The organism is Pseudomonas sp. USTB-Z (assembly GCF_019691255.1).
Lineage (GTDB): Bacteria > Pseudomonadota > Gammaproteobacteria > Pseudomonadales > Pseudomonadaceae > Aquipseudomonas > Aquipseudomonas alloputida.
Genome location: NZ_JAECZP010000006.1, coordinates 173,735 through 197,122 on the forward strand (window position 1 = coordinate 173,735; position 23,388 = coordinate 197,122).

Below are 23,388 nucleotides of genomic sequence, written 5' to 3' on the forward strand. Positions count from 1 at the left end.
TCGTCTGAACAGGAAGGCACCGGCGAGATCGATCAAAGCGGCCAGTGCAGGAGCAGGCTTGGCCGAACCTGCTATGCCTAAAGGGACACCCCACCCATCAAGGCCACTCGATGCTAGCCATCGAACAACTCTACAAATCATTCCCCACCCCCCAAGGCCCGCTCCCCATATTGCAGGGGGTGGACATGCGCCTGGCGCGGGGCAGCAGCCTGGCGCTGATGGGCGAGTCGGGCAGCGGCAAGAGCACTTTGCTGCACCTGGTGGCTGGCCTGGACCGAGCGGACAGCGGCCGTATTCTGATCGACGATGTGCCGCTCGATGGCCGTTCGGAAGCGTCGCTGGCGCAGTGGCGGCGGGAGGGGATTGGCCTGGTGTTTCAGCAGTACAACCTGATCAGCAGCCTGGACGTGGGCCTGAACCTTACGTTCCAGGCCCGTCTCGCCGGGCGGCATGACCCGCAGTGGGCGGCTTACCTGGCGCAGCGCCTGGGCCTGGCGGACCTGCTCGGGCGTTACCCGGAACAACTGTCTGGCGGCCAGCAGCAGCGGGTCGCCATCGGCCGTGCGCTTGCCGGGCGCCCGGCCTGGCTGTTGGCTGACGAACCGACCGGCAGCCTCGATGAAGCCAGCAGTGACGAGGTGCTGAGTTTGTTGCTGCAGTTGGTCGCTGAAGCCGGCAGCGGGGTACTGATGGTGACCCACAGTCCGCGGCTGGCGGCACGTTTGCAGCACCGTTGCTACCTGCAGGCCGGCCGTGTGCGGCCCGAGCAGGGCTGATGAAGCTTTTGTCGCTGGCCCTGTTGGCGCTGCTCAGCCACTGGCGGCGCCATCGTGTGCAGTGCTTCAGCATCTTCACTGGCCTGTGGCTGGCCACGGCGCTGTGGACCGGTGTGCAGGCATTGAACAGCCAGGCACGCAGCGACTATGCCCGGGCCAGCGCGGTATTGACCGGGCCGCTGCAGGCGCAACTGATCGCGCGCAATGGCGAGCGCTTCGATCATGCGTTGTACGTGCAACTGCGCAGGCAGGGCTGGGCTGTTTCGCCGGTGCTGGAAGGGCGCTTGCGCTTGCCGGGCGAGCCCGCACGCAGTGTGCGACTGATCGGCATCGAGCCGTTGAGCCTGCCGCCTGCCAGCAGCATTGCCGGGGTGCAGGTGCAGGCATTCGACCTGCAAGCGTTCATCGGCTCGCCCGGGCAAGCCTGGGTTGGGCCAGACACCTTGCGTCAACTGAACACAAGCCCCGGGCAGCCGACCCGCGACAGTGAAGGGCAGTTGCTGCCGCCTATGGTTTTGCAGCCTGCGTTGGCACCCGGGGTCATCGTGGTGGACATCGGCTACGCGCAGGCGTTGCTGAACGCACCGGGGCAGTTGTCTCGTCTGCTGCTGGCTGATACGCCCGGGCCGTTGCCTGCGGATATTGCCCGCCACCTTGAACTGCAGCCGCGGCAGGACGATGGCGGCTTGCAGCGCCTCACCGACAGTTTCCACCTCAACCTGACCGCCCTCGGCCTGCTGGCGTTCGTTGTCGGCTTGTTCATCGCCCACGCCGCGATCGGTCTGGCGCTGGAGCAGCGCCGTGGGCTGATCCGCAACCTGCGCGCGTGCGGCATCAGCCTGAAGACCCTGCTGGGTGCCCTGGTGCTGGAGCTGGGCCTGTTCGCGGCAGTGGGTGGGCTGGCCGGGGTGGCCAGTGGTTACGCATTGGCCGCGTGGCTGTTGCCCGACGTGGCCGCCAGCCTGCGTGGTCTGTATGGCGCCCAGGTCGCCGGCACGTTGAGCCTGCCGGCGGGGTGGTGGCTGCTGGGTGTGCTGGTAAGTGTACTCGGGGCATTGCTGGCCGGGCTGGAGAGTGTAATGCGTGCTGCCCGGTTGCCTTTGCTGGCGCTGGCGCAACCCCAGGCCTGGCGACTGGCGCAGGGGCCATGGTTGCAACGGCAGGCTTTGCTAGCGGGCCTGCTGCTGTTGCTGGCCTTGGGCTGTGGTGTCTTCGGGGCTGGCCTGCTTAGCGCGTTCGGCATGCTGGCAGGGTTGTTGCTGGCGGCGGCGCTGCTGTTGCCGTCCTTGCTCGATCGGGTACTGGCCTGGCTGGCGCGTCGTTGCCACCGGCCATTGGCGCAATGGTTCGTGGCTGACAGCCGCCAGCAGCTGCCAGCCTTGAGCCTGGCGTTGGTCGCCCTTTTGCTGGCGCTGGCTGCCAGTGTTGGTGTGGGCAGCATGACCGAGGGTTTTCGCAAGACGTTTGTCGGTTGGCTTGACCTGCGCCTCTCCGCCGACCTGTATGTCACCCCACGTGATACGGCCCAAGGCTTGCAGATAGTCGAGTGGCTCAAGCAGCAACCTGTGGCCAGCGTGGTCCTGCCTGGCTGGCGCGCAGACATGCAGCTGCAAGGTTGGCCGGTGCAAGTGCAGGGCATTGTCGATCACCCCGCCTATGGAGCGCGCTGGCCATTACTGGAACAGCATTCGCGCGCCTGGCAGCAACTGGCCAGTGGACAAGCCGTGATGCTCAGTGAGCAGTTGGCCAGGCGCCTGAACCTGCAACTGGGCGACAGCCTGCAGCTGCCCGCAGACACGCCAGCCTTGCCCGTGGTCGGGATCTACGCCGATTACGGCAACCCCAAGGGGCATGTACTGGTCAATGCTGGCTGGTTGCGCGCCCACTGGCCACAGGCAACCCTGACCGGCTTGAGTGTCGACCTGAGCGCTGAACGGGTGCCGGTGCTCAAGGCCGCGCTGCAACAGCACTTTGCCCTGGATGACAGCCGGGTGGTCGAGCAGGCGCGCCTGAAACGCTGGTCAACCGACGTCTTCAACCGCACCTTTGCCGCCACCGCAGCCCTCAACAGCCTTACCCTTGGCGTGGCTGGTGTGGCGTTGTTCATCAACCTGCTGACCCTGGGCCAGGCCCGGCTGGGCCAGTTGGCACCGCTGTGGGCGCTGGGGGTGCGGCGCATGCAACTGGTCTGGCTGAGCCTGGGGCAGACACTCATGCTAAGCAGCTTCACCGTGCTGCTGGCAATCCCGCTTGGGTTGCTGCTGGCCTGGTGCCTGGTCGCGGTGGTGAACGTGCAGGCATTCGGCTGGCGTTTACCGCTGTATGTGTTCCCCATGCAACTGCTGCAGCTGACCGTGCTGGGCATGCTCACCAGCCTGCTGGCCTGCGCCTGGCCGCTGTGGCAGCTGGCGCGCCGCCAGCCGCGCGAACTGTTGAGGCCGTTGGCCGATGAAGCTTAATGCGTGGCTGTTGCTGAGCGGGTTGTTGTTGTGCGGCTGTGATCAGCCAGCACCGCAAAGCTATGCCGGGCTCGGGCAGCAGGCTGGCGAATTCAGCCAGGTGACCCGCGATCATCGTCTGGTCTTCCCGCATGACCACGGTCCCCACGACGGCTTTCGTATCGAGTGGTGGTATGTCACCGCCAATCTCAAGGACGCCCAGGGCCGAGATTGGGGCGCCCAGTGGACACTGTTCCGCTCGGCCCTGCGCCCCGGCCCGGAGACCACCGGCTGGAACAGCCCGAACCTGTGGATGGGGCATGCAGCACTGACCGGGCCGGGTGGCCATCAGGCGGCTGAAACCCTGGCGCGAGGGGGTATCGGCCAGGCCGGCGTGCAGGCCCAGCCGTTTCGTGCATGGATTAATGACTGGGTGTTACAGGGCCAGGGCGGCATTGAACACCTGCAGATGGTCGCAAGTGGCGACGGTTTTCGCTATGACTTGCAGTTGCACAGCGATCTTCCCTTGGTGCTGCATGGTGAGCAGGGCTACAGCGAAAAATCAGGCAAGGGCCAGGCTTCGTACTATTACAGCCAGCCGTTCTACCAGGTCCAGGGGCAGGTCCAGCGTGGCAGCCTGTGCATCGCGGTTACCGGGCAGGCCTGGCTGGACCGGGAATGGAGCAGTCAGCCGCTGGCGCCCGGGCAGACCGGCTGGGACTGGTTTTCCCTGCACCTGGACAGTGGCGCCAAGCTGATGCTGTTCCAGGTACGGGAGGCCCACGGGGAACCGTATCGCGCCGGGACCTGGGTAGGGCCACAGGGGGAGGTGGTGGCGCTGGACGCCGCACAGATCCGCCTGCAGGCGCTGGCCTGGTCTGCGCAGAAAAACGGCAAGCAGGTACCGACGCGCTGGCGGGTGCAAGTGCCGGAGCATGGGGTGGATGTGCAGGTCGATGCCGTTGAGCCGCAGGCGTGGATGCAGACACGGTTCCCGTATTGGGAAGGGCCGGTACGCTTGAACGGGAGTGCGGGCGGGCGCGGGTATCTGGAGATGACCGGGTACTAGTGCAACAACGTTTGCGCAAGACAGTTGCGCCCATGAAGATCGCGCCAGCCCCTTCAACCCTTGATCAGCCCTCGCAGCACTGCCCGCGCTTCTTCAGTACGCAAGCACTCGATGAACAGTCGGCTTTCCCGCGCCACCGTGGCCTCCAGCTCCGCCCGCTGGCTGTCCTTGAGCAGCCGCTTGCTGATCCGCAGTGCAGCCTGCGGGTAGCCTTGCAGCTGCCGCGCCAGCGTGCGGGCAGCGTCCAGGCACTGTTCGCCGTTTTCATGCAGCTCATTGGCCAGCCCCCAGGCCAGCATCTGTTCGCCATCCAGCAATGCATTGGTCAGCAGCAAGCGTGCCGCCCGGGCCTGGCCAAGCACACGCGGCAACAGCAGGCTGGAACCAAACTCCGGGCACACACCCAGCGGCGCGAAAGGCATGCGCAGCTTGGTCGAGCGGCTGACCAGCACCTGGTCGCAGTGCAGCAACAGGGTGGCCCCGATGCCGATCGCCGCACCACTGACCGCTGCGATCAGCGGCTTGTCCAGGCCCATGACCACCCGCATCAGGCGGAACACCGGGCTGTCCAGGTCGCTGGGCGGGTTGTCGAGGAAGTCGCGAAGGTCGTTGCCAGCGCTGAAGCAGTGCGGCCCACCGGTTATGATGATGGCATCGACAGCGGGGTCTTCACCTGCCGCCAGCAACAGGTCGCCCAGCAGCTGGTACATGGCAGTGTTCAGGGCATTGAGCTTGTCGGGGCGGTTGAAGGCCAGGGTCAGCAGGCCTTGGTCCAGCTCGCGTGTGATCAGGTCGTTCATGGCAGCCGCTTTTGTTGTTGTGAGGGGGCCCTGCCGGGCAGTGGCGCTTAGGGTTTATCACGCAGTCCGGCTTGTTGTACAGTCGTTCAGTCCAGCCCCTAACCAGAGACCCACCGATGACTCAGGAAGCCCGCTACCACCGCATGCTGCCGGAACTGCGCAAAGCCAACCTGGTCGAGGCGACCCTGGTGTGCCTCAAACGCCATGGTTTCCAGGGGGCTTCAATCCGCAAGATCTCGGCCGAGGCCGGGGTCTCGGTCGGGCTGATCAGCCACCATTACGCGGGCAAGGACGAACTGGTGGCAGAGGCTTACATGGCCGTCACCGGTCGGGTGATGGGTTTGTTGCGCGAGGCCATGGCCCAAGCTGCGCCCAATGCCCGCGAGCGGTTGTCGGCGTTCTTCCGTGCCTCGTTCTGCGCCGAGCTGCTCGACCCGCAATTGCTCGATGCCTGGCTGGCCTTCTGGGGCGCGGTGAAGACCGCCGACGCGATCAACCAGGTGCACGACCACTCCTACGGCGAGTACCGCAACGAACTTGGCCGGCTACTGGCCAGACTGGCCGAGGAGGAGGGCTGGCAGGGCTTCGATGCCGACCTGGCGGCCATCAGCCTGAGCGCCTTGCTCGACGGCCTGTGGCTGGAGTCGGGCCTGAACCCCGGCACCTTCACCCCCGAGCAGGGCGTGATCATCTGCGAGGCCTGGGTCGACGGCCTGCAGGCCGGCGGCCGGAGGCGCTTCAGCCTGCCCGAGGGCTGTTGATCACCTGTTCAGTAACGAGTACGCTGCTGTCGCGAGTGTGTAGAACAACACCAATAAAAAAGAGACAACACGCAATGACGCCTCGGGTATTGATCGTCGATGACGATCCGCTTATTCGTGACTTGCTGCAGGCCTACCTGTCCCAGGAGGGCTACGACGTACACTGCGCCGACACCGCGGAAAGGGCCGAAGCCCTGCTCGCCAGCCAGGATGTCGACCTGGTGCTGCTGGACATCCGCCTGCCCGGCAAGGACGGCCTCACCCTGACCCGCGAACTGCGGGTGCGCTCGGAGGTTGGCATCATCCTCGTCACCGGGCGCAATGACGACATAGACCGCATCGTTGGCCTGGAATGCGGTGCAGATGACTACGTGATCAAACCACTCAACCCCCGCGAGCTGGTGTCCCGGGCGAAAAACCTGATCCGCCGCGTACGCCATGCCCGTGAGGCGCACCCCGCCCCGGCCTGCGCGCAATCGCTGAAGCAGTTCGCCGACTGGGCGCTGGATACCGACCGCCGGCGGCTGATCGACGCCCGTGGCGGGCAAACCCTGCTGACCCACGGCGAGTTCCAGTTGCTCAGCGTGTTCCTGCGCAACAGCGGCCACACCCTCAGCCGCGACCAGTTGATGGACCAGATTCGCAACCGCGAGTGGGTGCCCAACGACCGCTCCATCGACGTGCTGGTCGGCCGCCTGCGGCGCAAGTTGCATGACGACCCGGCCGAACCGCAGTTGATCATCACTATTCACGGCACCGGCTACCTGTTCACCGCCAGCGTGGCAGCATGATTCCTCGCGCCTGGCGATTGGCGCTGGCCTTGACGTGGCCCACCCTGCACGCCAGTGCCGGTGAACCCGTGCGTTACTGTGACTACCCCGTGTACCCGCCCATTTCCTGGAGCGACGGCCACCAGGTGCGCGGCCTGGCCCCAACCGTGGTGCGCGAACTGTTCGCGCGCATGGGCTACGAGGTGCAAACCGTGGTGCTGGGCAACTGGAAGCGCTGCCTGATGGACGCCGCCGCCGGGCGGGTGGACGTGGTCCTGGCCTACAACAGCGACCAGCGTGACCAGCGCATGCGTTTTTCCACGGAGCCGGTGGTGCGCGAGGAAGTGGCCGTGTTCTACAACCGCAAGCGACCGGTGCAGTTCCAGCAGCTGGAGGACCTGGCGGGTTACCGTGGCGGCCTGTTGTACGGCGAAAGCTACGGCGCCGAATTCGACCGCTTCGTCGCCCGCCACCAGAACATCGAGCGGGTATCGTCCAGTCAGCAGAATTTCGGCAAGCTGATCCGCGGGCGCATCGACTACGTAATCCAGGAGCGGCGCACCGGCCAACTGTTCATCGAGCACCTGCCCGGCGCGCAGGACATCCGCGTATTGCCCAGCGCGCTGAGCGTGGACTACCTGCGGGTAGCCGTATCGCGGCAATCACCCCTGAGCCAGCACATGGACGAAATCGACGCGCAGTTGCGGCGCATGAACCAGGCTGGCGAGATCGCGCGCTGGCTGGAGCAGAGCGAGGTCACCTACCGCGACATGATCAACCTGCCGGCAGATGCCCGATGATTCGCCTGCACACCGATGGCCTGCTGCGCCGCCTGCTGCGGTTCATCCTGTTGTTCAGCCTGTGCTTTACCGTACTGGCCAGTAGCGTGCAGCTGTATTTCGAATACCGCCGCGAGATGCGCGACATCGAGGCGCGCATGGCGTTGATCCGCGCAGGCTACCTCGCCAGCCTGGAGCGCAGCCTGTGGGACTTGGACGAGGCGCAGCTGGATACGCAATTGCGCGGCCTGGTGGATTTTTCCGACGTGGCCCGGGTGCGCTTGGTTAGCGATGATTTTCAACTGCTGCGAGGAGAGGCCGAACCCAAGGGGCCGCTGCGCATCGAGCGCTTCCCCCTGGATTATCAGCCCCCCTCGGGCCCCGCCAGGCACCTGGGTGAGCTTGAAGTGAGTATCGACTTGGGTGCGGTGCACCATCGGTTGTATGCCACCGGCCTTGCCAGCCTGCTGTGGATGGGCGTGTTCCTGTGTGGCCTGGCAGTGGCGCTGTCGGGGCTGTTCTATCGCCTGGTCACCCGCCATCTGCAAGTGATGGCCGAGTTCGCCCGGCGTATTGGCGCCGGCCAATGGCAGGAACCGTTGCGCCTGGGGCGCCGCCGTTCATCGCGCCCTGACGAGATCGACACGGTGGCCAATGCCCTGGACGATATGCGCCGCGCCATCCTCAGCGACATTGAACGCCGCGAGCGCGACCGCCTGGCGTTGCAAGACAAGCGCGACGAACTGCAGGCCATGGTCGAACGACGTACCGCCAGCCTGGCCCGGGCCAAGGATGACGCCGAGGCCGCCAACCTGGCCAAGTCACGCTTCCTGGCGACCATGAGCCACGAACTGCGCACCCCGCTCAACGGTATCCTGGGCATGGCCGAGCTGCTACGCGGTGGCCGGCTGGAAGCGGCCGACCGTCAGCGCCTGGAAGCCTTGTACAAGGCCGGCGAGGGGCTGTTGGCGATTCTCAACGAAGTGCTGTATTTCGCCCGGCTCGAAGAAGGTGAGAGCCGCGCCGAGCTGGTCGGCTTTTCGCTGCGCCAGTTGTGCCAGGAAGTGCTGGCGCTGCTCGAACCCATGGCCGCGGACAACGGCGACACACTGCATCTGGAGATTGATGAGCAATTAGCCGGTTACCAGCACGGCGCCGAGCAGTACCTGCGTCAGGTGCTCAGCAACCTGCTGGCCAATGCCATCAAATTCACCGAGCACGGCCAGGTGCGGCTCAAGGTGCAGGTGCTGGTCAGCGAGGCGACCACGCAGCGCCTGCGGGTGTCGGTCAGTGACAATGGCATCGGCATCGAGCCGGCCGTACAGGCAAAAATCTTCGACCGCTTCGTCCAGGCCAGCGAGGCCGTGGCACGCCGCTACGGCGGCACCGGTCTGGGACTGGCGATCTGCAAGCACCTGGTGGAAAAGCTGGGGGGCTGCATTGGCCTGGACAGTGTACAAGGGCAGGGCAGCTGCTTCTGGTTCGAACTCGACATCGCCCTTGGGCAGCCGGTTGCGGCCAATACCCCGGCCCAGTCGGTCAGCGCCAGCCTGGATATCCTGGTGGTCGAGGACGTCGCGCTGAACCGTGAGGTGGCGAGCGGCCTGCTGGTGCGCGATGGCCACCGGGTGAGCTTTGCCGAGGATGCCGGGCAGGCCCTGCAGTTGTGCGCACAGCGGCGCTTCGACCTGATCCTGCTGGACGTTCACCTGCCCGGCATGAGCGGGGTGGAACTGTGCCGGCAGCTTCGCGCCACCCCCGGGCCTAACCACCACAGCCGGATAGTGGCGCTGACCGCTGGCGTGCAACCGGGGCAACTGTCGGATTACCTGGAAGCCGGCATGCAAGGTGTGCTGGCCAAGCCCCTGCGACTGGCCAACCTGCGCCAGGCGCTGGCCGACGCAACGCCGACCGAAGAGGCCGGTATTGACGCGAACATGGACTGGTCGCTGCTGGCCACCCACCGCTCGCTGCTGGGCGAGCAGAAGCTGCAGGGCCTGCTGAATGTGTTGCGCCAGTCACTGGAGCAGCACGCCACGGCGTTGGCCGAGGCGCTGCCGGCCCAGGACTTTACCGAGGTGCTGCACCTGGCCCATCGCCTGGCCGGCAGTTGCGACTCCCTGGGTTTTTCTGGCCTGGCTGCGCTGTTGCGACGCCTGGAAGACGCAGCCCGCCAGCATGATGGGCAGGCGCTGAACGCACTGGCCGAGCCACTGGCAAGCCAGCTCGGCCAGGCCCGTGCGACCCTGGAACAGCTGATCCAGAGCTGACGTACAAAAAGCTTACGACTTTTTACATCTTCGATCCGTTCGTACAACGGCGCCTTACATCCGTTTCCAATAATCCATGGCAACCGTGTTGCACACGGTCCATGAGGCTTATTGGAGACAAGAATAATGACATGCCGTAGCGCTCAGCCCCTCGTTCGCATCGCCAAACGTACCTGCCGCAATGGTGAGGTGCGCCATGACTGACAACGTTGAAAAGATCCAGCTCACCCGCGCCCTGAAAAGCCGACACATCTTCATGCTGTCGCTGGGTGGGGTTATTGGAACCGGCCTGTTCATGGGCTCGGGCGTAACCATCAATCAGGGTGGGCCGGTGGGCGCGATCCTGGCTTACCTGGTCGCGGGCTTGCTGATGTACCTGGTGATGGTCTGCCTGGGCGAGCTGTCGGTGCAGATGCCGGTGTCCGGTTCGTTCCAGGCCCACGCCACCAAGTACATTGGCCCGGCCACCGGGTTCATGATCGGCTGGGTGTACTGGATGAGCTGGGCCACCACCGTAGGCCTGGAGTTCACCGCTGCCGGCATGTTGATGACCCGCTGGTTCCCGGAGGTGCCGATCTGGTACTGGTCGGCGCTGTTCGTGGTGGTGCTGTTCGGCCTCAACGCCCTGGCCACGCGCGCCTTTGGCGAGGCCGAGTACTGGTTCTCGGGCATCAAGGTGGCAACCATCCTCGGCTTCATCGTCATTGGCCTGCTGGTGATCTTCGGTGCCATCCCCCTGAGCAGCGGGGCACCCGCACCGATGCTGAACAACCTGGTGGGCGAGTCGCTGTTCCCCCACGGCCTGTCGGCAGTGTTCGCGGTGATGATGACCGTGGTCTATGCCTTCCAGGGTTGCGAAATCATGGGGGTGGCGGCTGGTGAGACCGAGCACCCGGAAAAAAGCATCCCGCGGGCGGTGCGCAATGTGGTGTTCCGCGTGCTGATCTTCTATGTGCTGGCGATTGCCGTGCTGTCGGCCATTGTGCCGCACGAGCAGGCCGGGCTGATGGAAAGCCCGTTCGTGCAGGTGTTCGACATGGTCGGCATCCCTTACGCCGCCGACTTGATGAACTTCGTCATCCTTACGGCCATCCTCTCGGTGGGTAACTCTGGGTTGTATGCCTCCACGCGCATCCTCTGGGCCATGTCCAAGACTGGCATGGCACCGAAAAGCCTGTCGCCGCTGAGCAAGCGTGGCGTGCCGCTGCGGGCGCTGAGCATCACCCTGTGCTTTGCGCTGATTTCGCTGATGACCAGCTTCGTTGCGGCTGACACGCTGTTCATGGTGCTGATGGCGGTAAGCGGTATGTCCGGCACCGTGACCTGGATCGTCATCGCCCTGGCGCAGTACCGCTTCCGCAAGGCCTGGCTGCGCGACGGCGGGCAACTGCAGGACCTGAAGTACAAGGCGCCGCTGTACCCGCTGGTGCCGCTGCTGTGCATCACCCTGTGCAGCTCGCTGTTCGTGTTCCTGGCGCTGGATGAAACCCAACGACCGTCGCTGTACTGGGGCTTTGGCTTCATTGCCCTGTGCTATGCGGCGTACTTCTTCGTCAACCGCCGCCGGCAGGGGGCCTTCGCACCCAGCGCACCAGGGGTTTGACGCCGCAGCTCGTCGCCGGCGGGTGTCAATCGCTGCATGTTCAGCACCTGTGAGATCGAGCACCGCCCGCGCGGCGTGCGATCTCACAGCCCATGAAGACCTCACGACGAACGCCCTTGTGTAACGCCAAACACCGAGTTGTGCGAAGTTGTAACAGCCCATCCCGTCTTGTTGAACACTCGTTTAGTATCTTCCTCGTCAAGCCCTCCAAAACCATCACAACAACACCGAGGCCCCCATGACTACCCCGTCGTCGTCACTGTTGAGCAAGGTCGAAGCTGGCGTTGCCTGGATCACCCTCAACCGCCCCGAGCAGCGCAACGCGCTGGACATTCCTACCCTCAAGCAACTGCACGCCTTGCTCGACAGCCATGCCGACGACCCCGCCGTACGCGTGGTGGTGCTGACCGGCAGCGGCCGCAGCTTCTGCGCTGGCGCCGACCTGGCCGAATGGGCTGCCGCCGAAGCTGCCGGCACCCTGGAAAGCTATGGCTGGACCGAAACTGCCCATGCCCTGATGTTGCGCCTGCACAGCCTCGACAAACCCACCATCGCCGCCATCAACGGCACCGCCGTGGGCGGTGGCATGGACCTTAGCCTGTGCTGCGACCTGCGCATCGCCGCCGCCTCGGCGCGCTTCAAGGCCGGCTACACCAGCATGGGCTACAGCCCCGATGCCGGCGCCAGCTGGCACCTGCCACGGCTGATCGGCAGCGAGCAGGCCAAGCGCTTGTTGTTCCTCGATGAACTGTGGGGCGCCGAGCGTGCCCTGGCGGCTGGGCTGGTCAGCGAAGTCTGCGCCGACGAGCAACTGCCCGCCGTGGTGGCCGAGTTGGCCGGGCGCCTGGCCAATGGCCCGACGTTCGCCTATGCGCAGACCAAGCAGCTGATCCGCGACGGCGCCCGGCGCACCCTCGCCGAGCAGCTGGAGGCCGAGCGCCACGCCGGCCTGTTGTGTGGCCGCAGCCAGGATGGCGCCGAGGCCCTGCAAGCCTCGGTGGAACGTCGCGCCCCCCGTTTTACCGGCCAGTAATCCGATACCCGACCCTCATCAGGACCTTCGCAGATGAATTTCCAACTGACCCAAGAACAAGAAATGTTGGTGGAAGCGGTACGCAGCTTTGTTGCCAAGGAGCTGCTGCCCCATGAGGAAGCGGTGGACCGCGCCGACGCTGTGTCACCCGAACTGGCCGCGCAGATCCGTGGCAAAGCCATCGCTGCCGGCTTCTATGCCTTCAACATGCCCGAAGAAGTCGGCGGTGGTGGCCTGGACTACCTGTCCCAGGCGCTGATCGAACGTGAGCTGTCCAAGGTGTCCTGGGCGCTGCATGTCTTCGTTGCACGGCCGTCGAAAATCCTCATGGCCTGCAAGGACGAGCAAATCAACGACTACCTGCTGCCGTGCGTGCAGGGCGAGAAGATCGACTGCTTCGCCCTCACCGAACCGGGTGCCGGTTCCGATGCCAACGCCATCAAGACCCGCGCCGTGCGCCAGGGCGATGACTTTGTCATCAACGGCAGCAAGCACTTCATCAGCCACGCCGGCCACGCCGATTTTGCCATCGTCTTCGCGGTCACCGACACCTACGAGCACAACGGGCGCAAGCGCAATGCGGTCACCGCCTTGCTGGTCGACCGGGGTACGCCGGGCATGACCATCCGCCGTGGTCCCAAGTGCGTGAGCAACCGTGGTTATCACACCTACGAGCTGTTCTTCGACGACTGCCGGGTGCCGGCCAGCAAGGTGCTGGGCGAAGTGGGCAAAGGTTGGGAAGTGGCCAATGCCTGGCTTACCGCCGGCCGGGTGATGGTCGCCGCCAACTGCGTGGGCCAGGCCCAGCGCGCCCTCGACCTGTCACTGCAATGGGCCGCCGACCGTAAGCAGTTCGGCCAGGCCATCGGCAGCTACCAGGGGGTGTCGTTCAAGCTGGCCGATATGGCCACGCAGATCCGCGCCGCGGAGATGCTCACCCTGCACACCGCCTGGAAGATGGACCAGGGCAACATGACCGACGGTGAAGCCGGCATGGCCAAGCTGTTTGCCAGCGAAGTGCTGGGCAAGGTCGCCGACGAAGCCGTGCAGATCTTCGGTGGCATGGGCCTGATGGATGAAGGGCCGGTTGAGCGCATTTGGCGCAACGCGCGTATCGAGCGCATCTGGGAGGGTACTTCGGAAATCCAGCGGCACATCATCGCCCGCGAACTGCTGCGCCCGCTGCTGCGCTGAGCGCCAGGAGAACACCCATGTCGCAATCGATTCGTGACAACCTCAAGCGCCTGCTGGCGCCCCGGCACCTGGCCTTCGTTGGCGGGCGCAGCATGGCGCGGGCGCTCAAGCGCTGCGCCGAAGGCGGCTTTGGCGGTGAGCTGTGGCTGGTCAACCCGCAGCATGAAAGCCTGGAAGGCATCCCTTGCGTGGCCCGCGTGGCCGACTTGCCTTACGCCCCGGACGCGGTGTTCATCGCCACCAACCGTGAGCTGACGTTGCAGTGCGTTGCCGAGCTGGCCGCGCGTGGCGCCGGGGGTGCCATCTGCTATGCCTCCGGCTTTGCCGAAAGCGGCGAAGAGGGCTGCCAGTTGCAGCAGCGCCTGCTCGCTGCGGCCGGCAACATGGCCCTGCTCGGCCCCAACTGCTATGGCCTGCTCGACTACCTGCACGGTGCAGCCCTTTGGCCGGTGGCCCATGGCGGCCAGCAGGTGGAGAAGGGCGTGGCGATCCTCACCCAGAGCGGCAACTTTGCCTACAACCTGTCCATGAGCGACCGCTCGCTGCCGGTGGCCTACATGGCCTCGGTCGGCAACCAGGCGCAACTGGGTGTGGCCGAGCTGATGGATGTGCTGCTCGACGACCCACGGGTAACCGCCATCGGGTTGCACCTGGAAGGCTTGAAGAACGTGCCGGGCTTTGCACGCGCCGCCTACAAGGCATTGCAGCAGGGTACGCCGATCATTGCCCTGAAGACGGGCGTTTCGCAGATCGGCGCTGAACTGGCGCTCAGCCACACCAGCTCGTTGTCCGGCTCCGATGCGTTGTACGACAGCCTGTTCCAGCGCCTGGGCGTGATCCGCGTCAGCGGCCCGGTGAGCTTTGTCGAAACGCTCAAGGCCGCAGCCTGCGGACGCTTGCCGGCAGATGGCGAGCTGATTGCGCTGGCCTGCTCAGGCGGCGATGCCGGCCTGATTGCCGACTATGCCGAACGCCACCATCTGCAACTGCCGAAGCTCGAGCAAGGGCAGGTGGCGGCACTGGCCGAGGTGTTGCCGGGCTATGCCAACCTGGTCAACCCACTGGACTTCACCACTGCCATCTGGGGCGATGAGGCCGCCCTGCAACGCATGCTCGACAGTACCCTGAGCGGCGCCGCGGGCGCGGCGATGCTGGTGCTGGACTACCCGGCGGCGTTCACCGGCGAGCGCAAGGAATGTGACCTGCTGCTGGGGCTATACTGCGATGCCGTTGAACGCCACGGCAAGATCGGCTTCGTCACTTCGGCTTTCCCGGAACTGTTGCCTGCCAGTGCGCGTGAGCGCCTGCATGCGCGGGGCATCGCTGCCCTGCAGGGCGTGGAAGACGGCCTGGCGGCCTGGGGGCGCATCGTCGCTTACCAAAGGAACCGCCAGCGGTTACTGGACCAGGGCGAGGCTGCGCGGGTACCGCTGTGCCTCCAGGCCCTCACGGGCGAAAGCCGACTGTTGGACGAATGGCAATCCAAGCAGGCCCTGCGCGCCTTCGGTCTGCCGGTGCCGGCAGGTGTGCTGAGTACGCCCGAGCGCGCTGTGGCAGACGCCGCCCGCGTGGGATACCCGCTGGTACTGAAGGCGGTCAGCGCACAGCTGCCGCACAAGACCGAAGCCGGTGCGGTGGCGCTGAACCTGCGTGATGCCGCCGCCCTGGAAGCTGCACTGTTGCAGATGCGCCAGCGCATCGCTGCCTACGCCCCGCACGTCGCGTTCGACCAGGTACTGCTCGAACCCATGGCCGAGCCGCCGCTGACCGAGCTGATAGTGGGCATCAAACGTGAACACGACTTTGCCCTGGCCTTGGTGATCGGTGCCGGCGGCGTGCTGGTCGAACTGCTCAAGGACAGTGTCAGCCTGTTGTTGCCCACCACCGACAGCGCCATCCGCGCCGCACTGCTGAACCTGCGCAGTGCCAGCCTGTTTCAAGGCTTCCGTGGCCGCCCGGCTGCCGACCTCGACGCCTTGGTCGCAGCTATCCGTGCGGTGGCCGACTACGCCTGCGAAAACGCCGGGCAGCTGTTGGAGCTGGATGTGAACCCATTGATGGTCGGTGCCCATGGCACCACCGCGGTCGACGCGCTGATCCGCCTCGGCCAGGTGCAAGGAGAACGACATGAATGACCTTACCCTGACGGCCGGCCAGGCGCTGGTGCGGTTGTTGGCCAACTACGGCGTGGAGACCGTGTTCGGCATCCCTGGGGTACACACCCTGGAGCTCTACCGCGGCCTGCCGGGCAGTGGCATTCGCCATGTACTGACCCGCCACGAGCAGGGCGCCGGCTTCATGGCCGACGGCTATGCGCGGGTCAGTGGCAAGCCGGGGGTGTGCTTCGTCATTACCGGCCCAGGCGTGACCAACGTCGCCACCCCCATCGGCCAAGCCTATGCCGACTCGGTGCCGATGCTGGTGATTTCCAGCGTCAACAACACCGCCAGCCTGGGCAAGGGCTGGGGCTGCCTGCATGAAACCCAGGACCAGCGCGCCATGACTGCGCCGATCACCGCGTTCTCGGCCGTGGCGTTGCGTGGCGATGACCTGCCCGAGCTGATCGCCCGCGCCTGGGCCGTGTTCGACAGCGAACGGCCGCGCCCGGTGCACATTTCGGTGCCGCTGGACGTGCTGGCCGCACCCGTCAGCCGTGACTGGAGCGATGAGGTGGTGCGCCGCCCCGAGCGTGGCCAGCCGTGCCGCGAAAGCCTCGACCAGGCTGCCCTGAAGCTGGCAGCGGCCGAGCGGCCGATGATCATCGCGGGTGGTGGTGCGCTGCATGCGGCCGAACAACTTGCGCAGTTGAGCGCCCGGCTGGCGGCACCGGTATTCACCAGCGTGGCCGGCAAGGGCCTGCTGCCGCCGCAGGCGCCCCTGAATGCCGGTTCCAGCCTGTGCGTGGAACCCGGCTGGCAGCTGATCAGCCAGGCTGATGTGGTGCTTGCCGTGGGCACCGAAATGGCCGACACCGACTTCTGGCGCGAGCGCCTGCCGATCACTGGTGAGCTGCTGCGCGTGGACATCGACCCGCGCAAGTTCAACGACTTCTACCCCTGTGCCATTGCCTTGCAAGGTGATGCCCGGCAAACCCTGGCCGGCTTGCTCGAACACCTGCCAGCACTCGACCGAGACCCTGCTCAGGCCAGCGAAGCGGTGAGCGACCTGCGCCAGGCCATTCGTCATGGGCATGCACCGTTGCAGGCCACCCATCAGGCGATTCTTGACCGCATTGCCGCCGTGCTGCCCGACGATGCGTTCATCAGCAGCGACATGACCCAACTGGCCTACACCGGCAACTACGCCTTCGCCAGCCGGGCGCCGCGCAGCTGGCTGCATCCTACCGGCTACGGCACACTCGGCTACGGCCTGCCGGCCGGTATTGGCGGCATGCTTGCCACCGACCATCGCCCAGGCCTGGTGCTGGTGGGCGACGGCGGTTTCCTTTATACCGCCCAGGAGCTGGCCACGGCTGTAGAGGAACTGGACCGGCCGTTGGTGGTGCTGCTGTGGAACAACGACGCCCTCGGGCAGATCCGCGATGACATGCTCGGCCTGAACATCGAGCCGGTCGGCGTGCTGCCGCGTAATCCGGACTTCATCGGCCTGGCCCGTGCCTTTGGTTGCGCGGTGCGCCAGCCGCGTGATCTGGACGCGCTGCAGGCCGACCTGGCCAGCGGTTTCGCCACACCCGGCGTGACCTTCATCGAACTCAAACACACCTGCGTCTGTTAAGCCGCGAACAACCAAAAGAACAAGAGAAACCCACATGCCATTTCGCCGTACACTTCTGGCCGCATCCCTGGCCCTGCTGATCACCGGCCAAGCCCCACTGTATGCCGCCCCCCCGCTGTCGATGGACAACGGTACCAATGCCCTGACCGTGCAAAACAGCAATGCCTGGGTCGAAGTCAGCGCCAGCGCCCTGCAGCACAACATCCGCACGCTGCAGGCCGAGCTGGCCGGCAAGTCCAAGCTGTGCGCCGTGCTCAAGGCCGATGCCTATGGCCACGGTATCGGCCTGGTAATGCCATCGATCATCGCCCAGGGCGTGCCCTGCGTGGCGGTGGCCAGCAACGAGGAGGCCCGCGTGGTTCGCGCCAGTGGCTTCACCGGGCAACTGGTGCGGGTTCGCCTGGCCAGCCTCAGCGAGCTGGAAGATGGCTTGCAGTACGACATGGAAGAGCTGGTGGGCAGCGCGGAATTTGCCCGCCAGGCCGATGCCATCGCCGCGCGCCATGGCAAGACCTTGCGCATTCACATGGCGCTCAACTCCAGCGGCATGAGCCGCAACGGGGTGGAGATGGCCACCTGGTCCGGCCGTGGCGAAGCGCTGCAGATTACCGACCAGAAGCACCTCAAGCTGGTCGCGCTGATGACCCACTTCGCCGTGGAAGACAAGGACGATGTCCGCAAGGGCCTGGCGGCCTTCAACGAGCAGACTGACTGGTTGATCAAGCACGCGAAGCTCGACCGCAGCAAGCTCACCCTGCACGCCGCCAACTCGTTCGCTACGCTGGAGGTGCCGGAAGCGCGCCTGGACATGGTACGAACAGGGGGCGCGCTGTTCGGTGACACCGTGCCGGCGCGCACCGAGTACAAGCGTGCGATGCAGTTCAAATCGCACGTGGCTGCGGTGCACAGCTATCCGGCTGGCAACACCGTGGGCTATGACCGCACCTTCACCCTGGCCCGTGATTCGCGGCTGGCCAACATTACGGTCGGGTACTCCGATGGCTACCGCCGGGTATTCACCAACAAGGGCCATGTGCTGATCAACGGCCACCGTGTGCCGGTCGTGGGCAAGGTGTCGATGAACACGCTGATGGTCGATGTCACCGACTTCCCGGACGTGAAGGGGGGCAACGAAGTGGTGCTGTTCGGCAAGCAGGCCGGGGGCGAAATCACCCAGGCCGAGATGGAAGAAATCAACGGCGCGTTGCTGGCCGACCTGTACACCGTGTGGGGCAGTTCCAACCCGAAGATCCTCGTCGACTGAAACCGCCAAAGAAGGGAGATTGCCATGCGCTACGCCAAGCTTACCCAACGCATCGCCGGCGACGGGGCTGCGGCCTGGGACATCCACTACCGCGCCCTGGCGCTGCAGGCCGAGGGCAAGGACATCCTGCTGCTGTCGGTGGGTGACCCGGACTTCGACACCCCCGCGCCTATCGTCGAGGCGGCCATCGACAGCCTGCGCGCTGGCCATACCCATTACGCCGATGTACGCGGCAAGCTGGCGCTGCGCCAGGCCATCGCCAACCGTCACCGGCAGCGCAGTGGCCAGGCGGTGAGCGTCGACCAGGTGACCGTGCTGGCGGGTGCCCAGTGCGCGCTGTTCTGCGTGGCCCAGTGCATACTCGACCCAGGCGATGAGGTGATCGTTGCCGAACCGATGTATGTCACTTACGAGGCCGTGTTCGGCGCCTGTGGCGCCAAGGTGGTGCCGGTACCGGTCAAGCCCGAGAATGGCTTTCGCGTGTGCCCGCGTGACGTCGCCGAGCGCATTACCCCGCGCACCCGCGCTTTGGCGCTGAACAGCCCGCACAACCCTTCGGGGGCGAGCCTGCCGCGCGCCACCTGGGAGGCGCTGGCCGAACTGTGCATTGCCCATGATCTGTGGCTGATCTCTGACGAGGTCTACAGCGAGCTGCTGTATGAAGGCGAGCATGTCAGCCCCGGCAGCCTGCCGGGCATGGCCGAGCGCACTGCAACGTTGAACAGCCTGTCCAAGTCGCATGCCATGACCGGCTGGCGCATGGGGTGGGTGGTCAGCTCGACAGCACTGGCCACGCATCTGGAAAACCTCGCCCTGTGCATGCTCTACGGCTTGCCGGACTTCGTCCAGGATGCCGCCGTGGTGGCGCTGGAGCAACCGTTGCCAGAGCTGGACGCCATGCGCGAAGCCTACCGCGAGCGGCGCGATCTGGTGTGCGAGCAGTTGGCCGGCTGCCCGGGCCTCAAGGCATTGAAGCCCGATGGTGGCATGTTCGTGATGGTCGACATCCGTGAAACCGGCCTTAGCGCCCAGGCTTTCGCCGACTACCTGTTGGACAGCCAAGGCGTGTCGGTGCTCGCCGGCGAGGCATTCGGCCCGAGCGCTGCCGGGCATATCCGCCTGGGCCTGGTGCTGGGCAATGAGGCGCTGGCCGATGCCTGCCAGCGCATCGCCCGCTGCGCCGGCGAGCTGATGCAGGGGCAGACCGATGCGTGAGTATGCACGGCTGTACATCGACGGGGCCTGGCAGGTGCCGAGCGGGCAGGGCATGGCCGAGGTGATCGACCCCGCCAGCGAGCAGGTCATCGGCCGTGTGCCGCTGGGGGACGAGGCCGATGTCGAACGGGCGGTGATGGCGGCGCGCAGGGCCTTTCATAGCTGGTCGCGCGCACCTTCCAGCGTACGCGCAGGGTACATCCGGGCATTGGCCACGCAGCTGAAAAACCGTGTGGCGGAAATGGCAGCGGTCATCACCGACGAGTTGGGCATGCCGGTGCAGTGGTGCCAGGCGGTGCAAGTCGAAGGCCCGATTGCCGGGTTGGAGCAATACGCCGAACTGGCCGGGCTGATGGACGAGGTGCGCGAAGTCGGCAACTCGTTGGTGTACCGCGATGCTGTTGGCGTGTGCGCATTCATCAACCCGTGGAACTACCCGCTGCACCAGATGATCGGCAAGCTGGGGCCAGCCCTGGCCGCGGGTTGTACGGTGGTGGTCAAGCCCAGCCAGGAAACACCGCTGCACGCGTTCCTGCTGGCCGATATGATCGAGGCCATTGGCCTGCCGGCGGGTGTGTTCAACCTGGTCAGCGGCCCGGGGGCCAAGGTCGGCGAGGCGCTGGCCCGGCACCCGCAGGTGGACATGGTGTCGTTTACCGGCTCCACCGGCGCCGGGGTCAGGGTGTCGCAGGCAGCAGCACCGACGGTAAAGCGGGTATGCCTGGAACTGGGCGGCAAGTCGCCGCTGCTGATTACCGCCGACGCTGACCTGCAGGCTGCGGTGCGCCATGGCGTGCAGGACGTGATGATCAACTCGGGGCAGACCTGCACGGCGCTGACCCGCATGCTGCTGCCGGCCAGCCGCTATGCCGAGGCGCTGGACATTGCCCAGGCCGAGACCCGTGCATTGGTCATGGGCGACCCGCGTGACCCGGCCAGCTTCCTTGGGCCGATGTGTTCTGCAGGCCAGCGGCGCACGGTGCATGACTATATCCGCCTGGGCCAGGAGGAAGGCGCGCGGTTGTTGTGCGGCGGTGATCACGGCGGCATCGAGCGCGGGTTCTACGTGGCGCCGACATTGTTCGCCGACGTCGACAACCGCATGCGCATCGCTCAGGAGGAAATCTTTGGCCCGGTCCTGTGCCTGATCCCGTATGCCGATGAAGCCCAGGCACTGGCCCTGGCCAATGACTCGCCATTCGGCTTGTCCAGTGCAGTGTGGGCCGGCAGCCGCGAGCAGGGCCTGGCTCTGGCGCGGGAGATACGGGCCGGGCAGTGCTTCATCAACGGTGGCGCGTTCAACTACCAGGCACCGTTCGGGGGCTACAAGCAGTCGGGCAACGGCCGTGAGTGGGGCGAGGAGGGCCTGGCGGAGTTCGTCGAGGTCAAAGCGGTGCAGTGCTGAACCACTGCGGCAAGATAACCTGTTTTGTGTGAGGAGAATGCTTGTGAATGTACTGATCGTCCACGCTCACCCCGAACCGCAATCGTTCACGGCAGCCCTGCGTGACCAGGCTGTGGAAACCTTCCGTGCCCAAGGTCATCAGGTGCAGGTCAGTGACTTGTACGCCATGGGCTGGAACCCGGTGGCCAGTGCCGATGACTTTACCCAGCGCGAGAACCCCGAGTACCTCGTGTATGCGCTGGAGCAGCGTCAGGGCGTCAAGCGCGGTGCCATTGCCGCAGATATCCAGCAGGAGCTGGACAAGCTGTTGTGGGCCGATCTGCTGGTGTTGAACTTCCCGATCTTCTGGTTCTCGGCCCCGGCCATGCTCAAGGGCTGGATCGACCGTGTGCTGGTGTCGGGGGTGTGCTATGGCGGCAAGCGCTTCTACGACCAGGGCGGCTTGGCCGGCAAGAGGGCGCTGGTGACCGTGACCCTGGGCGGGCGCGAGCACATGTTTGGCGATGGCGCGATTCACGGGCCGCTGGAAGACATGCTGCGGCCGATCCTGCGGGGCACGCTGGCCTATGTCGGGTTCGAAGTGCTGCCGCCGTTCGTGGCTTGGCATGTGCCTTACATCAGTGCTGCTGCGCGGCAGGACTTTCTGCAGCAATACCGGCAGCGTCTGGAGCAGCTCTCGGACGACCAGCCACTGGTGTTCCCGCGCCTGGCGCAGTTCGATGAAGCGTTGTACCCGCTGACGTGACCTTTCTCCTGTACTGAACACTGGGGCCGCGTTGCGGCCCTTTCGCGACACAAGGCCGCTCCCACAGGATTACCGCCAGCTTCGAAGGCTGCGCCGTCCTCCCACAGGATTACCGCCAGCTTCGAAGGCTGCGCCGTCCTCCCACAGGATTATCGCCAGCTTCGAAGGCTGCGCTGTCCTCCCACAGGATTACCGCCAGCTTCGAAGGCTGCGCCGTCCTTGTGGGAGCGGCCTTGTGTCGCGAAAGGGCTGCAAAGCAGCCCCAACATTTTGTCGGCATACGATGGTCTGCAAACCTTCCAGCGCCACCTGCCAAAAAACGACCACCCACACATTCGGGGTATGTCACCCCTGGACGAATCCACCGATAGTGAACCCATCGGCTCGATCCGGAGCACTCACACGATGGAGTTGCCATGCGCAAGGTACTGAAGGTGATTGGCGGTCTGCTGCTGGCGTCTGGCGCCAGCCTGGCCCAGGCGGCAGAGGTGGACAGTGGTAACACGTTACGGTTGTACAACTGGACCGACTACATCGGTGAAACCACCCTGGCCGACTTCGAGAAGGCCACCGGCATCAAGGTCATCTACGACACCTTCGATGGCTACGAAACCGTGCAGACCAAGCTGCTCACCGGCCGTTCCGGCTACGATCTGGTCATGCTCAACGCCTCGCTGGTCCCCCCGCTGATCAGCGCCGGCGTGTTCCAGGCACTGGACAAGCAGCAATTGCCTAGCTGGCAAAACCTCGATCAGCAGGTGGTCAACAACCTGCAGGGCTACGACCCTGGCCTGAAGTACTCGGCGCCCTATACCTGGGGCAGCTCGGGGGTCACCTACAACGTCGACAAGATCACCGCGCGCATGCCCGACGCGCCGATCGGTTCGCTGGCCATGCTGTTCGACCCCAAGATCGTCTCGCGCTTCGCCGACTGCGGCGTCACCCTGATGGACGCGCCCACCGAGGTCATTCCGCTGGCCCTGCAGTACCTGGGCAAGGACCCGCGTAGCGCGTCGCCTGCCGACCTCAAGGCGGCCGAGCAACTGCTGCTGGGCATCCGCCCCTACATTCGCAAGTTCGATTCGGTGAATTACCTCACCAGCCTGCCCAATGGTGATGTCTGTCTGGCGCTGACCTGGTCCGGTGACTATGCCACCGCCCAGGCCCGCGCGGTGGAAGCGAAGAAGGACATCAAACTGTCGTTCTTCATCCCCCAGGAAGGTTCGCTGATCTGGTTCGACAACCTGTACATCCCCAAGGATGCGCCGCACGCGGCCAACGCCCACCGCTTCATCGAGTTTCTGCTGCAGCCGCAGACCATGGCCAAGGTCACTGACTACATCCACTACGCCAACAGCAACGCCGCCGCCACCGCGCTGGTGCGTGACGACATCCGCCAGGACCCGGCCATCTACCCCGACGCACAAACCCGTGAGCGCCTGTTCGCGCAGAAAACCCAGAGCCCCAAGGACATGCGCGCCATCACCCGGGTCTGGAGCACGGTCAAGACCGGTTTCTGAACACTGCCCAA

At 65.3% G+C, this 23,388-nt stretch carries 18 protein-coding genes; 17 read left to right on the forward strand and 1 reads right to left on the reverse strand.

The window, feature by feature from the left end; genetic code table 11:
- Positions 1 to 110 precede the first annotated feature (110 nt).
- From I8746_RS09645 to I8746_RS09655, 3 genes are read left to right on the forward strand one after another with little or no spacing between them, the layout of a single operon-like run.
- Positions 111 to 776: an ABC transporter ATP-binding protein gene (locus I8746_RS09645; RefSeq protein ID WP_221100556.1), complete on the forward strand. Its 666-nt coding sequence runs from the start codon at positions 111 to 113 to the stop codon at positions 774 to 776.
- The gene (locus tag I8746_RS09650) at positions 776 to 3,235 is read left to right on the forward strand and encodes an ABC transporter permease (protein WP_221100557.1); all 2,460 of its coding nucleotides are present in this window, start codon (positions 776 to 778) and stop codon (positions 3,233 to 3,235) included. The genes I8746_RS09645 and I8746_RS09650 overlap by 1 nt, the downstream gene beginning before the upstream one ends.
- Complete coding sequence (locus tag I8746_RS09655; protein WP_221100558.1) at positions 3,225 to 4,283, forward strand: lipocalin-like domain-containing protein; 1,059 nt, start codon at positions 3,225 to 3,227, stop codon at positions 4,281 to 4,283. The genes I8746_RS09650 and I8746_RS09655 overlap by 11 nt, the downstream gene beginning before the upstream one ends.
- Positions 4,284 to 4,336: 53 nt before the next feature.
- On the opposite strand, the gene I8746_RS09660 is transcribed toward I8746_RS09655, so the two are convergent.
- Positions 4,337 to 5,083 carry an enoyl-CoA hydratase-related protein gene (locus I8746_RS09660; RefSeq protein ID WP_003256141.1) on the reverse strand — a complete coding sequence of 249 codons (747 nt, stop codon included), beginning with the start codon at positions 5,081 to 5,083 and terminating at the stop codon, positions 4,337 to 4,339.
- Positions 5,084 to 5,199: 116 nt separating this feature from the next.
- Between I8746_RS09660 and I8746_RS09665 the strand changes: the two genes are divergently transcribed.
- From I8746_RS09665 to I8746_RS09730, 14 genes are all read left to right on the forward strand, one after another.
- Positions 5,200 to 5,844 (forward strand): TetR family transcriptional regulator C-terminal domain-containing protein, encoded by a 645-nt coding sequence (locus tag I8746_RS09665; protein WP_221100559.1) that lies wholly within the window; start codon positions 5,200 to 5,202, stop codon positions 5,842 to 5,844.
- Positions 5,845 to 5,918: 74 nt separating this feature from the next.
- Positions 5,919 to 6,635: a response regulator gene (locus tag I8746_RS09670; RefSeq protein WP_003256139.1), complete on the forward strand. Its 717-nt coding sequence runs from the start codon at positions 5,919 to 5,921 to the stop codon at positions 6,633 to 6,635.
- Positions 6,632 to 7,414, forward strand: coding sequence for an ABC transporter substrate-binding protein (locus I8746_RS09675; protein ID WP_017148262.1), 783 nt, complete (start codon positions 6,632 to 6,634; stop codon positions 7,412 to 7,414). Before I8746_RS09670 ends, I8746_RS09675 begins: the two co-directional genes overlap by 4 nt.
- Positions 7,411 to 9,663 carry a hybrid sensor histidine kinase/response regulator gene (locus tag I8746_RS09680; RefSeq protein WP_003256133.1) on the forward strand — a complete coding sequence of 751 codons (2,253 nt, stop codon included), beginning with the start codon at positions 7,411 to 7,413 and terminating at the stop codon, positions 9,661 to 9,663. Before I8746_RS09675 ends, I8746_RS09680 begins: the two co-directional genes overlap by 4 nt.
- Before the next feature lie 196 nt (positions 9,664 to 9,859).
- Positions 9,860 to 11,266, forward strand: a complete 1,407-nt coding sequence (locus I8746_RS09685; RefSeq protein WP_003256132.1) for an amino acid permease — start codon at positions 9,860 to 9,862, stop codon at positions 11,264 to 11,266.
- Between the two features lie 238 nt (positions 11,267 to 11,504).
- Positions 11,505 to 12,299, forward strand: a complete 795-nt coding sequence (locus I8746_RS09690; protein ID WP_221100560.1) for an enoyl-CoA hydratase/isomerase family protein — start codon at positions 11,505 to 11,507, stop codon at positions 12,297 to 12,299.
- A gap of 33 nt (positions 12,300 to 12,332) precedes the next feature.
- Positions 12,333 to 13,493, forward strand: coding sequence for an acyl-CoA dehydrogenase family protein (locus tag I8746_RS09695; RefSeq protein ID WP_021782064.1), 1,161 nt, complete (start codon positions 12,333 to 12,335; stop codon positions 13,491 to 13,493).
- Positions 13,494 to 13,510: 17 nt separating this feature from the next.
- A complete protein-coding gene (locus I8746_RS09700) occupies positions 13,511 to 15,628 on the forward strand; it encodes an acetate--CoA ligase family protein (protein ID WP_221100561.1) in 2,118 nt (705 codons plus the stop codon).
- Positions 15,621 to 17,228: a 5-guanidino-2-oxopentanoate decarboxylase gene (locus I8746_RS09705; protein WP_221100562.1), complete on the forward strand. Its 1,608-nt coding sequence runs from the start codon at positions 15,621 to 15,623 to the stop codon at positions 17,226 to 17,228. Before I8746_RS09700 ends, I8746_RS09705 begins: the two co-directional genes overlap by 8 nt.
- 34 nt (positions 17,229 to 17,262) lie before the next feature.
- A complete protein-coding gene (gene alr / locus I8746_RS09710; protein ID WP_012051976.1) occupies positions 17,263 to 18,492 on the forward strand; it encodes an alanine racemase in 1,230 nt (409 codons plus the stop codon).
- A 24-nt stretch (positions 18,493 to 18,516) separates the two neighbouring features.
- Positions 18,517 to 19,707, forward strand: a complete 1,191-nt coding sequence (locus I8746_RS09715) for a pyridoxal phosphate-dependent aminotransferase (RefSeq protein WP_014756241.1) — start codon at positions 18,517 to 18,519, stop codon at positions 19,705 to 19,707.
- Positions 19,700 to 21,112 carry an aldehyde dehydrogenase family protein gene (locus I8746_RS09720; protein WP_221100563.1) on the forward strand — a complete coding sequence of 471 codons (1,413 nt, stop codon included), beginning with the start codon at positions 19,700 to 19,702 and terminating at the stop codon, positions 21,110 to 21,112. Before I8746_RS09715 ends, I8746_RS09720 begins: the two co-directional genes overlap by 8 nt.
- A 43-nt stretch (positions 21,113 to 21,155) precedes the next feature.
- Positions 21,156 to 21,857, forward strand: a complete 702-nt coding sequence (locus I8746_RS09725) for an NAD(P)H-dependent oxidoreductase (protein WP_017148265.1) — start codon at positions 21,156 to 21,158, stop codon at positions 21,855 to 21,857.
- 416 nt (positions 21,858 to 22,273) lie between these two features.
- Complete coding sequence (locus I8746_RS09730; protein ID WP_003256117.1) at positions 22,274 to 23,377, forward strand: polyamine ABC transporter substrate-binding protein; 1,104 nt, start codon at positions 22,274 to 22,276, stop codon at positions 23,375 to 23,377.
- Positions 23,378 to 23,388: the final 11 nt, after the last annotated feature.

Bases quoted from the DNA above. Each gene is read 5' to 3' on its own strand.
- I8746_RS09645 (WP_221100556.1), top strand. From the start codon at position 111: ATGCTAGCCATCGAACAACTCTACAAATCATTCCCCACCCCCCAAGGC.
- I8746_RS09650 (WP_221100557.1), top strand. From the start codon at position 776: ATGAAGCTTTTGTCGCTGGCCCTGTTGGCGCTGCTCAGCCACTGGCGG.
- I8746_RS09655 (WP_221100558.1), top strand. From the start codon at position 3,225: ATGAAGCTTAATGCGTGGCTGTTGCTGAGCGGGTTGTTGTTGTGCGGC.
- I8746_RS09660 (WP_003256141.1), bottom strand. From the start codon at position 5,083: ATGAACGACCTGATCACACGCGAGCTGGACCAAGGCCTGCTGACCCTG.
- I8746_RS09665 (WP_221100559.1), top strand. From the start codon at position 5,200: ATGACTCAGGAAGCCCGCTACCACCGCATGCTGCCGGAACTGCGCAAA.
- I8746_RS09670 (WP_003256139.1), top strand. From the start codon at position 5,919: ATGACGCCTCGGGTATTGATCGTCGATGACGATCCGCTTATTCGTGAC.
- I8746_RS09675 (WP_017148262.1), top strand. From the start codon at position 6,632: ATGATTCCTCGCGCCTGGCGATTGGCGCTGGCCTTGACGTGGCCCACC.
- I8746_RS09680 (WP_003256133.1), top strand. From the start codon at position 7,411: ATGATTCGCCTGCACACCGATGGCCTGCTGCGCCGCCTGCTGCGGTTC.
- I8746_RS09685 (WP_003256132.1), top strand. From the start codon at position 9,860: ATGACTGACAACGTTGAAAAGATCCAGCTCACCCGCGCCCTGAAAAGC.
- I8746_RS09690 (WP_221100560.1), top strand. From the start codon at position 11,505: ATGACTACCCCGTCGTCGTCACTGTTGAGCAAGGTCGAAGCTGGCGTT.
- I8746_RS09695 (WP_021782064.1), top strand. From the start codon at position 12,333: ATGAATTTCCAACTGACCCAAGAACAAGAAATGTTGGTGGAAGCGGTA.
- I8746_RS09700 (WP_221100561.1), top strand. From the start codon at position 13,511: ATGTCGCAATCGATTCGTGACAACCTCAAGCGCCTGCTGGCGCCCCGG.
- I8746_RS09705 (WP_221100562.1), top strand. From the start codon at position 15,621: ATGAATGACCTTACCCTGACGGCCGGCCAGGCGCTGGTGCGGTTGTTG.
- alr (WP_012051976.1), top strand. From the start codon at position 17,263: ATGCCATTTCGCCGTACACTTCTGGCCGCATCCCTGGCCCTGCTGATC.
- I8746_RS09715 (WP_014756241.1), top strand. From the start codon at position 18,517: ATGCGCTACGCCAAGCTTACCCAACGCATCGCCGGCGACGGGGCTGCG.
- I8746_RS09720 (WP_221100563.1), top strand. From the start codon at position 19,700: ATGCGTGAGTATGCACGGCTGTACATCGACGGGGCCTGGCAGGTGCCG.
- I8746_RS09730 (WP_003256117.1), top strand. From the start codon at position 22,274: ATGCGCAAGGTACTGAAGGTGATTGGCGGTCTGCTGCTGGCGTCTGGC.